General features: G+C 65.5%; 19 protein-coding genes. 14 read left to right on the forward strand and 5 right to left on the reverse strand.

Annotation, left to right across the window (positions count from 1 at the left end; all coding sequences use genetic code 11):
- The first annotated feature begins 3 nt into the window (after positions 1-3).
- From fliM to fliR, 6 genes are read left to right on the forward strand one after another with little or no spacing between them, the layout of a single operon-like run.
- Positions 4-1,008 carry a flagellar motor switch protein FliM gene (gene fliM / locus ACLIJ1_RS12970; protein WP_411365951.1) on the forward strand — a complete coding sequence of 335 codons (1,005 nt, stop codon included), beginning with the start codon at positions 4-6 and terminating at the stop codon, positions 1,006-1,008.
- On the forward strand, positions 998-1,432 hold the full coding sequence (gene fliN / locus ACLIJ1_RS12975) for a flagellar motor switch protein FliN (RefSeq protein ID WP_411365952.1): 435 nt from the start codon (positions 998-1,000) through the stop codon (positions 1,430-1,432). The genes fliM and fliN overlap by 11 nt, the downstream gene beginning before the upstream one ends.
- Positions 1,433-1,442: 10 nt before the next feature.
- Entirely contained in the window at positions 1,443-1,796 is a 354-nt protein-coding gene (locus ACLIJ1_RS12980) for a FliO/MopB family protein (RefSeq protein ID WP_411365953.1), read from the forward strand.
- Complete coding sequence (gene fliP / locus ACLIJ1_RS12985; protein ID WP_411365954.1) at positions 1,783-2,556, forward strand: flagellar type III secretion system pore protein FliP; 774 nt, start codon at positions 1,783-1,785, stop codon at positions 2,554-2,556. The genes ACLIJ1_RS12980 and fliP overlap by 14 nt, the downstream gene beginning before the upstream one ends.
- Before the next feature lie 8 nt (positions 2,557-2,564).
- Positions 2,565-2,834 carry a flagellar biosynthesis protein FliQ gene (gene fliQ / locus ACLIJ1_RS12990; protein ID WP_411365955.1) on the forward strand — a complete coding sequence of 90 codons (270 nt, stop codon included), beginning with the start codon at positions 2,565-2,567 and terminating at the stop codon, positions 2,832-2,834.
- A complete protein-coding gene (fliR, locus tag ACLIJ1_RS12995; RefSeq protein WP_411365956.1) occupies positions 2,835-3,602 on the forward strand; it encodes a flagellar biosynthetic protein FliR in 768 nt (255 codons plus the stop codon).
- A 9-nt stretch (positions 3,603-3,611) separates the two neighbouring features.
- Here the strand turns inward: fliR and ACLIJ1_RS13000 are convergent, their stop codons facing one another.
- The 5 genes from ACLIJ1_RS13000 to ACLIJ1_RS13020 form a co-directional block, all read right to left on the reverse strand.
- Positions 3,612-3,818: a DUF4287 domain-containing protein gene (locus tag ACLIJ1_RS13000; RefSeq protein ID WP_411365957.1), complete on the reverse strand. Its 207-nt coding sequence runs from the start codon at positions 3,816-3,818 to the stop codon at positions 3,612-3,614.
- 14 nt (positions 3,819-3,832) lie between these two features.
- Entirely contained in the window at positions 3,833-4,267 is a 435-nt protein-coding gene (locus ACLIJ1_RS13005) for a hypothetical protein (RefSeq protein WP_411365958.1), read from the reverse strand.
- A gap of 61 nt (positions 4,268-4,328) precedes the next feature.
- Positions 4,329-4,706, reverse strand: a complete 378-nt coding sequence (locus ACLIJ1_RS13010; protein ID WP_411365959.1) for a hypothetical protein — start codon at positions 4,704-4,706, stop codon at positions 4,329-4,331.
- 31 nt (positions 4,707-4,737) lie between these two features.
- A complete protein-coding gene (locus tag ACLIJ1_RS13015; protein WP_411365960.1) occupies positions 4,738-5,367 on the reverse strand; it encodes a response regulator in 630 nt (209 codons plus the stop codon).
- Positions 5,364-6,503, reverse strand: a complete 1,140-nt coding sequence (locus tag ACLIJ1_RS13020; RefSeq protein WP_411365961.1) for a response regulator — start codon at positions 6,501-6,503, stop codon at positions 5,364-5,366. Before ACLIJ1_RS13020 ends, ACLIJ1_RS13015 begins: the two co-directional genes overlap by 4 nt.
- Positions 6,504-6,680: 177 nt before the next feature.
- Between ACLIJ1_RS13020 and ACLIJ1_RS13025 the strand changes: the two genes are divergently transcribed.
- Genes ACLIJ1_RS13025 through ACLIJ1_RS13060 form a run of 8 tightly spaced genes read left to right on the forward strand, consistent with a single transcriptional unit; the run spans position 6,681 to position 15,266 of the window.
- Positions 6,681-7,115, forward strand: coding sequence for a hypothetical protein (locus tag ACLIJ1_RS13025; protein ID WP_411365962.1), 435 nt, complete (start codon positions 6,681-6,683; stop codon positions 7,113-7,115).
- 48 nt (positions 7,116-7,163) lie between these two features.
- Positions 7,164-7,526 (forward strand): response regulator, encoded by a 363-nt coding sequence (locus ACLIJ1_RS13030; RefSeq protein ID WP_411365963.1) that lies wholly within the window; start codon positions 7,164-7,166, stop codon positions 7,524-7,526.
- A 36-nt stretch (positions 7,527-7,562) separates the two neighbouring features.
- Positions 7,563-9,704 carry a chemotaxis protein CheA gene (locus ACLIJ1_RS13035; RefSeq protein WP_411365964.1) on the forward strand — a complete coding sequence of 714 codons (2,142 nt, stop codon included), beginning with the start codon at positions 7,563-7,565 and terminating at the stop codon, positions 9,702-9,704.
- Positions 9,705-9,734: 30 nt separating this feature from the next.
- Positions 9,735-10,619, forward strand: a complete 885-nt coding sequence (locus ACLIJ1_RS13040; RefSeq protein WP_411365965.1) for a CheR family methyltransferase — start codon at positions 9,735-9,737, stop codon at positions 10,617-10,619.
- Positions 10,606-11,319, forward strand: a complete 714-nt coding sequence (gene cheD / locus ACLIJ1_RS13045; protein WP_411365966.1) for a chemoreceptor glutamine deamidase CheD — start codon at positions 10,606-10,608, stop codon at positions 11,317-11,319. Before ACLIJ1_RS13040 ends, cheD begins: the two co-directional genes overlap by 14 nt.
- Positions 11,320-11,331: 12 nt before the next feature.
- Positions 11,332-12,429, forward strand: a complete 1,098-nt coding sequence (locus ACLIJ1_RS13050; protein WP_411365967.1) for a protein-glutamate methylesterase/protein-glutamine glutaminase — start codon at positions 11,332-11,334, stop codon at positions 12,427-12,429.
- A 42-nt stretch (positions 12,430-12,471) separates the two neighbouring features.
- Positions 12,472-12,978, forward strand: coding sequence for a hypothetical protein (locus tag ACLIJ1_RS13055; RefSeq protein ID WP_411365968.1), 507 nt, complete (start codon positions 12,472-12,474; stop codon positions 12,976-12,978).
- A complete protein-coding gene (locus ACLIJ1_RS13060) occupies positions 12,975-15,266 on the forward strand; it encodes an ATP-binding protein (RefSeq protein WP_411365969.1) in 2,292 nt (763 codons plus the stop codon). Before ACLIJ1_RS13055 ends, ACLIJ1_RS13060 begins: the two co-directional genes overlap by 4 nt.
- The last annotated feature ends 41 nt before the right edge of the window (positions 15,267-15,307 follow it).

Raw genomic sequence — 15,307 nt, forward strand, 5'->3', positions numbered from 1 at the left:
GCCATGTCCGAATCGTTTCTGTCCCAGGAAGAAGTCGACGCGCTGCTCGAAGGCGTGACCGGCGAGAGCCAGAAGGTCGAGAAAGAAGCGCCACCCACCGAAGGGGTGCGCGGCTACAACCTCTCAAACCAGGAACGCATCGTTCGCGGGCGCATGCCCACGATGGAGATCGTCAACGAACGCTTCTCCCGCAACCTGCGCATGGGCCTGTTCAACTTCATCCGCAAGAGCCCCGAGATCACGGTCGGCCCGGTCAAGGCGCAGAAGTACAGCGCCTTCCTGCGCGAGCTCGTGGTGCCGACCAACTTCAACATCATGTCGGTGCGCCCGCTGCGCGGCAACGGCCTGGTGGTGTGCGAGCCGACCCTGCTGTTCGGCGTGATCGACAGCCTGTTCGGCGGCAACGGCAAGTTCAAGACCCGCATCGAAGGTCGCGACTTTTCCCCGACCGAGCAGCGCGTGATCGCACGGCTGATCGAGGTCGTCGCCGACGAATACAAGAAGGCCTGGCAGGGCGTGTATCCGCTGGAACTCGTCTACCAGCGCTCGGAGATGCAGCCGCAGTTCGCGACCATCGCCACCGCCAGCGAGATCGTCGTCACCACCAGCTTCTCGCTGGAAATCGGTGACCTGACCGGTTCGCTGCACGTCTGCATTCCCTACGCCACGCTCGAACCGATCCGCGACGTCCTGTACTCGACCGTGCAGGGCGACGCGATGGAACTGGACCGCCGCTGGGTGCGCCTGCTCTCGCACGAAATCCAGGCCGCCGAGCTGCAACTCGTGGCCGAACTGGCCCGCACCGACGCCACCATCGAACAGCTGCTGGCCATGCAGGTCGGCGACTTCCTGGAACTGGAACGCGTGCCGTCCATCCAGGCCAAGGTCGAAGGCGTGCCGCTGTTCGAGTGCCAGTACGGCACCCACAAAGGCAAGTACGCGCTGCGGATCGACCGCAAGCTGCGCGGTTCCGAAATGACCTGGCTGGGAGACAACCATGTCCACTGACACACCCGACACCATGAACGAAGACAGCATTGCCGACGACTGGGCGCAGGCCCTGGAAGAACAGGCGTCCTCCGGCGCGACGGTCGAGCCCGCGCCCGCGTTCGACGCTCCCAACGCACCGTCGGCCAACACGATGCCACCCGGTGGCAGCAACGCGACGCAGGACATCCAGATGGTGCTGGACATCCCGGTCCAGCTGTCGGTGGAGCTCGGCCGCGTGAAGGTGCCGATCAAGTACATCCTGCAACTCGCGCAGGGCTCGGTGGTCGAGCTCGACGCACTGGCCGGCGAGCCGATGGACGTGCTGGTCAACGGCTACCTGATCGCGCAGGGCGAGGTCGTCGTGGTCAACGACAAGTTCGGCATCCGCCTGACCGACATCGTCACGCCGTCCGAGCGCATGCGCCGGGTGAGCAAGAGCTGAGGACCGGTGGATGATCCAGAACGCCGCTCCCGCCGTGGTGCTGCTCATCGTCATGGTGGGCATCGCCTGGCTGCTGCAACGCTACCGCCGCCACCTGCCCGGTGCTGCGCACCGCGCCGGTCCGGCGCTGCAGGTACTCGGCGGCGTGGCGCTCGGCCCGCAACAGCGTGTGGTGACCGTGCAGGTCGGCCAGGGTGAGCAGGCGGTCTGTCTGGTGCTCGGCGTGTCTCCGGGCAGCGTCACCGCGCTGCATCAGATGCCCCTGCCGACCGCCGCCAGCGAACCGGTCGACGCCGCGCCGCCCGCCACCGGCTTTGCCGCACGGCTGGCGCAGATCCGGAAGGGCGGTCATGCGACGTCCTGACCCGCGCGCACTGCTGCGCGCCGCTGCTCCAGCGCTGGTCGGCGCCCTGCTGTTCGCTGCGCCCGCCTGGGCCCAGCAAGCGAACAACGGCGCCCTGCCCATCGTGGTCGGGCAAGGAGCCAGCGGCAGCACCTACTCGGTGCCGATCCAGACCCTGCTGTTCTTCACCGCGCTGAGCTTCCTGCCGGCGGTGCTGCTGCTGATGACGGGCTTCACCCGCATCGTGATCGTGCTCTCGCTGCTGCGCCAGGCCCTGGGCACCCAGTCCGCGCCGCCCAACCAGGTGATCATCGGCCTGTCGCTGTTCCTCACCCTGTTCGTGATGGGACCGACGCTGGACAAGGTCTACACCGAGGCCTACGAGCCCTACACCACCAACAAGATTCCGTTCGACCAGGCGCTGGAACGTGCGCAGGGTCCGATGCGCGAATTCATGCTCAAGCAGACGCGCCAGAGCGACTTCGAGCTGTTCGCCCGCCTGGCCAAGCTGCCCGCCGAGGTCAAGGCCGAAACCGCGCCGTTCCGCGTCATCGTGCCGGCCTTCGTCACCAGCGAGCTCAAGACTGCCTTCCAGATCGGCTTCATGATCTTCATCCCCTTCCTGGTGATCGACATGGTGGTCGCCAGCGTGCTGATGTCGCTCGGGATGATGATGCTTTCGCCGGTGCTGGTCGCGCTGCCGTTCAAGCTGATGCTGTTCGTGCTGGCCGATGGCTGGAACCTCTTGCTGGGCTCGCTCGCCGCATCGTTCGCCACCTAAGGAAACCCATGGATCCCCAAGCCGCCCTCACGATGGGGCAGAACGCCCTCTACATGGTCCTGATGCTGGCTGCGCCGGTGCTCGGCGCCGTGCTGGTGGTCGGTCTGCTGGTCAGCCTGTTCCAGGCCATCACCCAGATCCACGAAGCCACGCTGTCCTTCGTGCCCAAGCTGATCACCGCGATTGCCGTGTTCGCGGTCGCCGGACCCTGGATGCTCACGACGCTGGTCGAGTTCATCCGCAGCACGATCATGGCGATCCCGAACCACGCGATCTAGATGTTCACGTTCAGTGAAGCGGACATCATGGCGCTGGTGGCGCCGGTGTTCTGGCCCTTCCTGCGCATCCTCGCGGTCTTCTCCAGCGCGCCGATCTTCTCGGCCCGCTCGGTCCCCATGCGCAGCCGCGTCGCTCTCGCGATGCTGGTCGCCATCTGCGCGCAGGCCGCCCTGCCCGACCAGCCGGTGATCGGGCTGGCCGACGCCAAGGCCATGGGCGTGGTGCTGCAACAGGTCGTGATCGGCGTGGCCATCGGGCTGGCCGTGCGCATCGTGTTCGCGTCGGTCGAACTCGCCGGCGAAATCATCGGCCTGCAGATGGGCCTGAACTACGCCGGTTTCTTCGACCCCACCACCAACCAGAGCACCAGCGCGGTGGGCCGCTTCTACGGCAACTCGACCATGCTGCTGTTCGTGATCCTCAACGGTCACCTGATGGTGCTGCAGGCCGTGGTCGCCAGCTTTGAGACCTTCCCGATCGGCACCGACGCCTTCGAGGTGGTGGCGCGCATGCGGCTGCACGAGCTGGGATCGGTCGTGTTCCGCTACGGCCTGTGGATCGCGCTGCCGATGGTGGCCATGCTGCTGTTCGTCAACGTGCTGCTGGGCGTCATCTCGCGCGTCGCGCCCCAGATGAACGCCTTTGCCATCGGCTTCCCCATCACCCTCACCGTCGGCCTGCTCGGCATCGCCGTCACGCTGCCGATGATGGAAGGCCCGGTGGTCGCGCTGATGAAGCTGGCGACCGGGATGTTCATCGGCGGGTGAGCCGGTCGCTCAACGCGACAGCACGTAGGCCACGATCGCGTTCGCATGGCCGTGGCCCATGCCGTGCTCGCTTTTGAGCCAGGCGACCATCTCCATGTGCTTCATGCCCTGGAGACCCCCCACGAGCTCCAGCCAGTGGGCGATTGGCCGGCCGTACTTCTTTTCGATCGAAGGGAAGTACGAGGCAGGGCCTTTGGGTTTGTCTTCGGTTGCCATATTGATCGCTCCTGTTACTCCCAACGGACATCCCTCAGCTTCCACTCGGAGCCGTGGAGCACCCACTGCAAATGCACCGAGTATGGCGATGCCCGTTCGGGAATCAGTCCCTGTGCCCCGGTGAACACGACCTGCGCCTCGGTGACGCCGAAGCCCGACCCCGGTGGGTCGATGCGACTGCTGCGCGTGACCGCGATGACCTTGACGTTGGCATAACGCAGGAACATCAAGGTCATCGTCTTGCGTGCCCACTCTGCGTCGTGTTCATCCTGCGCACGGAAGTCCTGATCCAGCATGGCCAACACTGCCTTGGTCTCTTTCGCTTCGAGGTGGTCCTGCAGTTGCTGGACCGAGGCTTCTAGCGCTTTCTGGGGGTCGGGTGTACCGCAGGCGGTGAGCAGGCCGACGGCGGTCGCCAGCAGGGTGAGAGAGGCGGTGCGGCGGTGCATGGTGATGCTTCGATTGGGAAGGGGTCAGGGAGCTGTCCGAGCCCGCCCCTGTAGAGCCATGTCAATTACCGCTCGCATTCACCTTCGCTGCAAGATAGAAGGCTCGGCACATCCTGACAAATCCGAACGAGAACACCAGTGCAAACACCGAGTAAAAGATGGCCGAAACCAGCTGAGCGACCGGTCCGAACGTCCACTCAAGACTCCCGCCCGAATACAGCTCCAAACCCCACCAAAGCGGTAACAGCAAGACGCTCGTCAGTACGCTGAACCTTCCTGGCAACCGGGTCTTCACCGCCACCATCGAAGCTGCGCCCACCAAACACACAAACGCCAGTGCCGCCAGAGAAACACTGACACCCGAGATGACGGCCAGCAGTTCCACCTCGTCCTGGGTTGGAGACCTCACCATCTGGTACCCCTGAACGTCGCTGGTCATATGACACCTATCAACCTTCCTTCAGTCGCACTCACACCAGACTGTTCCGGATCGCGTAAACCGTCAGTTCGGCATTGTTCGCCAGGTGCAGCTTCTCCAGCACGCGGGCGCGGTAGACGCTCACGGTCTTGGGGCTGAGCATGAGTTCGTCGGCGATCTCCGAGAGCTTCTTGCCCGAGGCGATCTTCTGCAGGGTCTGCAGTTCGCGCTCGGACAGGCTGGCGTGCAGCTCTTCGCTTTCGGGTGCGTTCAGGTTGTCGACCAGCATCTGCGCAACGTCGGGCGTGACGTACTTGCGGCCCTGGTGGACGGTGCGGATGGCGGCGATCATCTCGGCCGGTTCGCCGGCCTTGTTGAGGTAGCCCCGCGCGCCAGCGCGCAGGCAGCGGATCGCGTACTGGTCTTCGGGGTACATCGAGACCACCAGGGTCTTGACCGCCGAGCCCTCTTCGCGCAGTGCCGCCAGCACCTCCAGCCCGCCGCGGCCGGGCATGTTGAGGTCGAGCACCAGCACGTCGCACTCCGTCTTGCGCATCTGTTCGCGCAGCTCCGGGTAGCTGCCGGCCTCGCCGACGACCTGGATGTCGACCGCCTCCGAGATCGTGTCGCGGATGCCGCGCCGCACGACAGCGTGGTCGTCGCACAGGATGACTTTGATCATTGTTCTTCTTCCCTGGTCTTGTTGGATTCTTCGCCGTCGGCGCCGACGGCCGCCGCTTCGTCCAGCGGCACCGACAGGATCACCGAGGTGCCGCGGGACGATGAACTGATGTCGAGCCAGCCACCGACCTTGGCGGCGCGCTCCTTGAGCCCCAGCAGGCCGAAGGACTTGGCCTTGCGCAGCGCGTCGGTGCCCATGCCCTGGCCGTTGTCGCTGACTTCGAGGGTGAGAACGCCTTCGCGGTCGCTCAGGTCGATGTCGACCTGGGTCGCACGGGTCGCGTGTTTGGAAACGTTGGTCATCGCTTCCTGTGCGGTGCGGTAGGCGACCAGTTGTACCTCGCGCGGCACGTCGATCTGTTCCGCCGAGCGCCGCACGCTGACACGCACGCCGGAGCGTTTCTCGAAGCCGGACGCCAGCCACTGCACCGCCGCGACCAGCCCCTGATCGAGGATGGGCGGGCGCAGGTTCATCATGATGCGCTGGCTCGCGCCCAGCGCGTGCTGCAGCATCTCCAGCGCGGTGTCCATGTGCTGGCGCACGTCGTTGTCCAGCGCGGGGCGGCGGGCGATCCAGGAGAGGTCGAGCTTGACGGCTGCCAGCGCGCCGCCGATGTCGTCGTGGATCTCGCGCGCGATGTCGGCACGCTCCTGCTCGATGCTGGTCTGCAAGTGTTCGGCCAGCTCGGCCAGGCGCCGCTGGGACTCGGCCAGCTCGGCGTCGGCCCGGCTCCTGGCGCGACGGGTTTCACTGACCTCGATCGCGCGCTGGATCACGTGCGCCGCGCGGTTCATGCTGTCCTTGAGCAGGTAGTCACTGACGCCGCGGTGCATCGCCTCGACGGCCGCGGCCTCGCCGATGGCGCCCGAGAGGATCACGAAAGGCAGGTCGTGCCCACGCGCACGCATCCGGTCCCAGGCATCGAGCCCCGAGAACCCCGGCAGGTGGTAGTCGGCCAGCACGATGTCGTACTTGCCGCTGGCGATTTCGCGTTCGAAGTCGTCCAGGGTGTCGACCAGAAAGATCTCGTTGGGCAGGCCGCTGCGCTGCAGGGCGAACTTGACAAGGGCGTGATCCACGCGCGAATCCTCCAGGTGGAGGATGCGAACCGGACGGTGTTCGGGGGTATCGGTCATGCCGCTCGCAGGGATGGGGGCCGTCTCTGGCCGGATTCCACAGGGATCGAATTGGCGCTGAATTCGGGCCGTTATCTGCCGATACAGCTGCTCTCGGACCGAGAAAATTGTACTGCCCCGACGCACCAAGGCCTTGAACAGCCGGGCCTGTCGGCACTGAGAACCAAGGACCTACCCATGACGCCGCAAACCTCGCCGTCTGTCTCCCTGCCCGTGAACCTGGTGGCCGACCTCCAGGACTCCCTGCTCATGGCGATGACCGATCTCAAGCGTCTGGAAGGGCTGCTGGACCACGCGACCGGCAACCTGCTGGAGCGCTTTTCCACTGCCAACCATGCGCTGGGCAATCTGGCCGCCAGCAAGGACACCGACGACCTGCTGAGCATCCGCCACAGCCTGCACCAGGCCGTGACCGAGCTGCAGTTCCACGACATGGCAACCCAGCTGATCGTGCACACCGGCAAGGTGTTGCAGGGTTGCGCCTGGAAGCTGGCCGACGAAACCATGGAGGCGGAAGAAGGCGAAATGGCCATCACGCCGGACCCCATGCCCGACCGGCCCAGCCCGGTGACGCAGAACGAGATGGACGCCGGTTCCATCGACCTTTTCTAAAGCCGCCCCCCCGTTTGCCGATATCGGTTCGAACCACGGAGAACCCTCATGCAATCCATTCTTGCCGTCGATGACTCGGCTTCCATGCGAAAAATGGTGTCTTTCACCCTCACTGGCGCCGGATTTCACGTCGTCGAAGCGGTGGATGGCCAGGACGCTTTCGAGAAGGCGCAGGCCCACCACATCGACCTGGTGCTGACCGACCAGAACATGCCCCGCCTCGATGGCCTGGGCCTGACCCGCAAGCTGCGGGACCACCCCAAGTTCAAGACCACGCCGATCCTGATCCTGACCACCGAGTCCAGCGACCAGATGAAGCAGGCGGGGCGCAGCGCTGGCGCCACGGGCTGGCTGGTCAAGCCGTTTGATCCGGGTCGCCTGATCGAAGTCATCCAGAAGGTCATTCGCTGACACGTCGCCAGGCAGGCTGCGACCAAGGAGTTTTTCATGGGTGAATCGATGCAAGAAAGCACGTCGGCCGGTGGCAACATCGACCTCAGTCAGTTCTATCAGATCTTCTTCGAGGAAGCGGGCGAGAATCTGGAACAGATGGAGCAGATGCTGCTCGCACTGGACCTGGAACAGGCCGACGACGAAGAGCTCAACGCGATCTTCCGCTGCGCACACTCGATCAAGGGCGGCGCCGCCACCTTCGGCTTTGCCGACGTGGCCGAGCTGACGCACCAGATGGAGTCGCTGCTGGACAAGCTGCGCCGCCACGAGCTGCAGCCCACGCCGCCGATGGTGGACGTGCTGCTGGAGTCGTCGGACGCGCTCAAGCTGCTGCTGGCCCGCCACCAGGGACAGGGTGTGGAGCCTCCGGCCACCGCCGACCTGGTCGCCCGCATCAGCGCACTCGCCCATGGCGAAGGCGCTGCGGCTCCCGTCGTTGCCCATGCGGCGCCAGCACCCGCTGCATCCCCGGCCGCCGCTCCGGCGCCCGTCGCCAGTCCCGCCGCAGCCGACGGCGAACGCCACCTGGTCATCCGCATCGGCCCGCTGGACCACCCCGAACAGGCCGACGGCATCGTCGAGCTGTTCCGCGACATCTCCGGCCTCGGCCGCATCGAAGCCTTGCCCGGCGACGACCCCAAGGTCCGCGCGTTCGATGTGTTCACGCGCTCGGCCGACACCGACCTGCTGGACCTGTTCACCTTCCATGTGAGCAAGGAGCAGATCCAGATTGCCGCAGCGGGAGCCCCTGCCGCGACAGCCGCAGCCGCGCCCGCACCGGCGAAGATCGCCGGTGAAGGCACGGATTTCGGCTTCTTCGACAACGCCCCCGGCACGCCCGGCGAAGCACCGGTTGCCGCCGACGCCCAGGCCGAGCCGGCACCGGTCGCGGTCGCGCCCGCACCGGTGCCTGCGGCGCCGGCCAAGCCGGCTGCCCGCGCCGACGCCCGCGCCCCCGCGCAAGGTGGTCTCGAATCCAGCACGCTGCGCGTGTCGGTCAGCAAGGTGGACCAGCTGATCAACCTGGTCGGTGAACTCGTGATCACCCAGGCCATGCTGGCGCAGAAGAGCCGCGAGCTTGACAGCACCGTCAACCAGCAATTGCTGGCCGGGCTGGTCGACCTCGACCGCAACACCCGCGACCTGCAGGAAGCGGTGATGTCGATCCGCATGATTCCGATGTCGGTGGTTTTCAACCGCTTCCCGCGCATGCTGCGCGACCTGGCCGCCAAGCTGGGCAAGAAGGTGGAGCTGATCACGCACGGTGAAGCCACCGAGCTGGACAAGGGCCTGATCGAGAAGATCACCGACCCGCTGACCCACCTGATCCGCAACAGTTGCGACCACGGCATCGAAATGCCCGACGAGCGCCTGGCCAAGGGCAAGACCGAACACGGCAACATCACGCTGTCGGCCTCGCACCAGGGCGGCTCGATCCTGATCGAGGTGCGCGACGACGGCAAGGGCCTCTCGCGCGAGAAGCTGCTCAAGAAGGCGCGCGAAAAGGGCATCGACGCTCCCGACTCGATGCCCGACTCCGAGGTCTGGGCACTGATCTTCGCGCCCGGCTTCTCCACCGCCGACGTGGTCACCGACGTCTCCGGCCGCGGTGTCGGCATGGACGTGGTCAAGAAGAACATTGCCTCGCTGGGCGGCACGGTCGAGATCGACTCCGCCGAAGGCTACGGCATGAGCGTCAAGGTGCGCCTGCCGCTGACGCTGGCCATCATGGACGGCATGAGCGTGCGCGTCAGCGACGAGACCTACATCCTGCCCCTGTCCTCGGTCATCGAATCGTTCCAGGTCAAGGCCAGCGACATCAACACCGTGGCGCAGGGTGCGCAGCTGGTCAAGGTGCGCGACGAATACATGCCGGTGATCGAGCTGGAACGGGTCTTCAGCGTGCCGCGCTTCGAGTTCAACGGCGACAGCCCGATCATGGTCGTGGTCGAAGCCGACGGTTCGCGTGTCGCCCTGATGGTCGACGAACTGCTCGGCCAGCAGCAGGTGGTGATCAAGAACCTGGAGTCCAACTACCGGCGCGTGCCCAACGTCTCGGGCGCCACGATCCTGGGCGACGGCAAGGTCGCGCTGATCCTGGACACCTCCGGTCTGGTGCGCCGTTCGCGCCACTGACCGCGGTTCCCCCACACCACAGGACCACCGATGCTGCAGCAGACCCGCCCTTCCTCACGGCCCCCGGCAACGGTGCTGGACCTGCCGGCGTTCGAAGACGGACCGTTGTCGCAAGGCCGCGAGTTTGTCTGGTCCGACGCCGACTTCGGCCGCATCAAGGCACTGATCTACAAGAAGGCCGGCATCAGCCTGCACGACGGCAAGCACGCCATGGTCTACAGCCGCATCTCGCGCCGCCTGCGCGAGACCGGCCACACCAGCTTCAAGACCTACCTGGACGCACTGGAACAGCACGACGGTCCCGAGTGGCAGGAGTTCATCAACGCCCTGACCACCAATCTGACCGCCTTCTTCCGCGAGCAGCACCACTTCGGTGTGCTCGAAGAACTGCTGGCCGCGAAACGGTCGCACCCCTGGCGCATCTGGTGCTCGGCCGCCTCCACCGGCGAAGAACCCTATTCGATCGCGATGACCGCGGCCGAGACGCTGGGCGCCTCGGGCAACTTCCACCTGGTCAACAGCGACATCGACACCAAGGTGCTGGCCACCGCTGCCCGCGGGGTCTACAAGGCCGACGGGGTCAAAGGCCTGAGCGCCGACCGACTGCAACGCCACTTCATGCGCGGCAAGGGCGGCAACGCCGGCCTGATGCGCGTCAAGCCCGAGCTGCAGAAGCACATGGAGTTCCTGACGGTCAACCTGATCCAGGACTTGCCGTTCCGCGAACCCTTCGACATCGTGTTCTGCCGCAACGTGATGATCTATTTCGACGCCACGACCCAGCGCCAGGTGCTGGAACGCATCCACCGGGTGATGAAGCCGGGCGGCATGCTGTTCGTCGGTCACGCCGAAAACTTCAGCGATGCGCGAAGCCTGTTCTCGCTCCGCGGAAAGACGGTCTATGAGCGCATTTGATGCCACCCCGCAGAGCGGGCTCCGTTCGACCCAGCCGCCGTCCTTGTCGGGCCTGGCCAGCCGGCCGACACCGCCCGCGGCTTCCCGCAGCCGGCTGGACGTGCTCAAGGCCCGTCCGGCCAAGCCTGGCGAAGCTTCGTTTTTCTACCGCGATCACCACTTCAACGTCGACACCGTCAAGGTGCTGCCCGGCGAGTACTACGTCACCACCGACGACATGATGATCATGACGGTGCTGGGCTCGTGCATCGCCGCCTGCATCTGGGACCCGAAGGTCAAGGTCGGGGGCATGAACCACTTCATGTTGCCCGAAGGCGCTGGCGACACCTCGGGCCGCTATGGTTCCTACGCGATGGAACTGCTGATCAACGAAATGATCAAGCTCGGCGCGCGCCGCGAATCCATGCAGGCCAAGGTGTTTGGTGGCGGTCAGGTGATGCACAGCTTCACCACGATGAACGTCGGCGAGCGCAACACCGCCTTCGTGCTGGACTACCTGCAGACCGAACGCATCGCGGTCATCTCCAAGGACGTGCTGGACATCCATCCGCGCAAGGTCTGCTACTTCCCGGCCACCGGCAAGGCCATGGTCAAGCGGCTGGCCCATTCGCACCCCGAAACGCTGGAAAAGCAGGAAGTCCGGGGCAACGCGGCGACGGTGGCCACCACCACGTCGGGCGGCTCGGTCGACCTGTTCTGAGGGAGAAAAACAATGGCAAAAATCCGAGTGGTGGTGGTCGACGATTCCGCACTGGTGCGCAGCCTGCTCACCGAAATCATCAACCGCCAGTCCGACATGCAGTGCGTGGGCGCGGCGAGCGATCCGCTGGTGGCGCGCGAGATGATCCGCGAGCTCAACCCGGACGTGATCACGCTGGATGTCGAGATGCCGCGCATGGACGGGCTTGAGTTCCTCTCGCGCCTGATGCGTTTGCGGCCGATGCCGGTCGTGATGGTCTCCACGCTGACCGAACAGGGCGCCGACATCACGCTGCGTGCGCTGGAAATGGGTGCGGTCGACTACGTGGCCAAGCCGCGCATCGGCATCACCAGCGGCCTCAACGAGCTGGCCAGCGACATCGTCGACAAGATCCGCATCGCTGCCGCCGCGCACGTGAAACGCCTGGGCCCGGCGCCCGCGCCAGCCGCTGCGGCGGTGTCGCACGGTGCGCCACCTGCCGAAGCCCCGCGCGCGCCGCTGCCGCGGATCTCGACCGAAAAAGTCATCTGCATCGGCGCCTCCACCGGCGGTACCGAGGCCATCCGCGAAGTGCTCACGCCCCTGCCGGCCGACTCGCCGGCGATCGTGATCACGCAGCACATGCCGCCGGGTTTCACCACCAGCTTTGCCGCCCGGCTCGACTCGCTGTGCAAGATCCGCGTGGAGGAAGCGCGCCACGGCCAGCGCATCCTCCCGGGTCACGCCTACATCGCCCCCGGCGGTCACCACCTGCGCATTGACCGCAGCGGCTCCAACTACGTGGCCGTGGTCGAGGACACCGAACCCGTCAACCGGCACCGGCCCTCGGTCGAAGTGCTGTTCCGCTCCGCCGCCCGCGTGCTCGGCCCCAATGCGCTGGGGATCATGCTCACCGGCATGGGCGGCGACGGCGCGCAGGCGATGCGCGAGATGAAAGACGCCGGCAGCTACAACTATGTGCAGGACGAAGCCAGCTGCGTCGTCTTCGGCATGCCCCGCATGGCGATCCAGGCCGGCGCGGCCCACGAAATCCTCCCCCTCAACCAGATTGCTTCGGCCGTGCTCAACCGCCTGGCCAGCAACCCTGCCCTGGTGCGACACCGCATCTGAGGCCCATTCAAAACCAGTGTCCATCCACGGAGTCGTTGTCCCATGAAAACCCGCCGTCTCTTCCACGTCAGCGCCCTGCTCTGCGCGCTGTCGCTGTCCGGTGCCGCCCTGGCCCTGGACGCGCCCAAGGAGCGTCCCATCCTGGCCGTCAGCGGCAAGATTGCCGAGAAGAACGCTGGCGACGTGGCCCGCTTCGACATGAAGATGATCGAAGCCCTGCCGCAGCACACCTTCACCACTGCCACGCCCTGGTTCGACAAGCCGGTCAAGTTCACCGGCCCGCTGCTGTCGGACGTGCTGGCCGCCGTCAAGGCCAGCGGCAGCACGATCAGTGCGGTCGCCATCAACGACTACAAGATCAGCATCCCCGCCGGCGATGCCGCCAAGTACAAGGTCATCGTGGCACGCCAGATCGACGACAAGCCGATCCCCGTGCGTGAAAAGGGTCCGCTGTTCGTGGTCTATCCGTTCGACAGCAGCGCCGAGCTGCGCACGTCCACGTACTACGAACGCTCCATCTGGCAACTCAAGGCACTGGATATCCAATGAACGTCACATTGCCGAATCTGGCCCGCTGGCAAGGTCGGCAATGGGCCCTTGCGCTGTCGGCGTTTCTGATCGTGACCCTGACGCCACTGGGCTGGATCCAGTGGCGCCAGTACAAGCTGCTGGAAGCCGCCTCGAACAACCAGGTCGACTCGATCATGTGGCAGGCCTACCAGCTCGAGCGCGAGATGGGCCGGCTGGAGCATTCCCTCATGGATGCACAGAAGTCGACCACCCCGGTGGACGGCTTCGAGCTGCTCGAGCGCTACGAAGTCTACCTCAGCCGCATCGAACTACTGACCAAGATTCCCCGCCGCGACCTGCTCGACAAGTCGTTCGAGTACACGACGGCCATGGGCAAGCTCAAGGAATTCAACACCCTGGCCGACCAGCTGTTTGCCGATCCCCAGGCCCTGGCGGCCAGCAAGGAAAAGCTGGCGAAGCTGGACGACGCGGTGGAACCGCTCAAGCCGGTGCTGGGTGAGCTCACGCGCGAGGCCAATCGCGCGGTCGCCCGGTACGTCGACGAACGCAATGCCCAGCTGCAACAGCAGGGCATGCTGGTGATCGGCCTGGCGGCCGCCCAGATCGTGGTCATGCTGATCTTCGTGGGGCTGCTGGTGCGGCACATCCGCAAACAGCATCACCAGTACGCACGGCTACAGAAGCTCAGCCGCGAACTCGCCGACGCCCGCGACCAGGCCGAGGCCGCCAACCACGGCAAGAGCATTTTCCTGGCCAACATGAGCCACGAAATCCGCACCCCGTTCCAGGGCCTGCTGGGCATGCTCAACCTGCTGGACAACGCCTCGCTGAGCAGCCAGCAGCGCGACTACCTGGGCACGGCCCGCGACTCGGCGATGCACCTGCTGGGCGTGCTCAACGACATCCTCGACGTCTCGACCATGGAGTCCGGCACGCTCAAGCTTTCCGTCGCACCGATCCACCTGCCCAGCGTGGTGCACGAGGTCGATGGCCTGATGCAGGTCTCGGCGCGCGACAAGGGCCTGGAACTGAACATCTACGCCGCCGCCGACCTGCCGCAATGGGTCGAGGCGGACGCCACGCGCCTGCGCCAGATCATGTTCAACCTGATCAACAACGCGATCAAGTTCACCAGCGAAGGCAGCGTGATCGCCGAGCTGACGCGGGCACCTGCCGGGCAATCCGGCGTGGTGCTGACAGTGCGCGACACCGGCATGGGCATGGACGAAGAAACAGTGCTGCGCCTCTTCACCCGCTTCTACCAGGCCGACAACTCGCTGCGCCGCCGCATCGGTGGCACCGGGCTGGGTCTGGAGATCTCGCGCAACCTGGCGCGCATGATGGGCGGCGACATCGAGGTGTCCAGCCAGCTGGGTGTGGGCTCGTTGTTCACGGTGCGGCTGGACCTGCCGGAAACCAAGGCGCCGGTCGAAGAACAGCCGACCTCGATGCTGTCGACACTGACGCGCAAGCTGCGCGTGCTGGTCGCCGAAGACCACCCGATCAACCTCAAGTACATGGCGATCCTGCTGGAGAAGATGGGCCACGAGGCGGTCTTCTGCGAGAACGGGCAGGAAGCCCTGGAACTGCTGGCCCGCGACAGCTTCGATGTCGTTTTGCTGGACTACCACATGCCGGTGCTCGACGGCCTGGCGACCACCGAGGCGATCCGCAAGCTCGACAGCCCGGTGTCCGAGATCAAGGTGATCCTGGTCACGGCCGACGTGGTCAACGACACGCGCAAGCGGGCGACCGAGGTGGGCGTCAACGAGTTCACCAGCAAGCCGCTGCAGTCCGACGACCTGCAACGCGCGCTGCGCCGCTGCGGCCTGCTGGACGATCCGGGAATGACGGTCGAAGAGATCGATCCCGCCACCTTGCGCGGTTCCACCAGCCCGTTCCCGCTGTCGTCGTACGAAGTACCGGTGCGCATGCCCGACCTGAGTCACGCTGCGGTCGGCCTGATCGACAGCGAGTCGTACCGCGAGATCCTGGACATGATGCCCGAGGAATCGCTCGACGAGTTGCTCAAGACCCTGTTCGATCCGCCGGAAGGCACGGTGCACGTGCTGGCCCAGGCCATGCTCGACCAGGACCGTGAAGCGACCGGCTACAACGCCCACAAGCTCAAGGGCACAGCGATGCTGATGGGCTTCCGTGCGCTGGTGAAAACTTCGGCCCAGATCGAGCACATCGCCACCCAGACCGAAGACCCGGTGTCGCCGGAACTCGGCCAGCAACTGCTGCGCGAAGCCGACCTGACCCAGAAGGCGCTGCGGCATTTCGAACTGCGCCAGGCGGCCTGAGTTTTCCGCCCGGTCACTTCTATCAGGCCCAAACAAAAAGG

It is taken from the genome of Hydrogenophaga sp. RWCD_12 (assembly GCF_046604225.1).
Taxonomy (GTDB): Bacteria; Pseudomonadota; Gammaproteobacteria; order Burkholderiales; family Burkholderiaceae_C; genus Hydrogenophaga.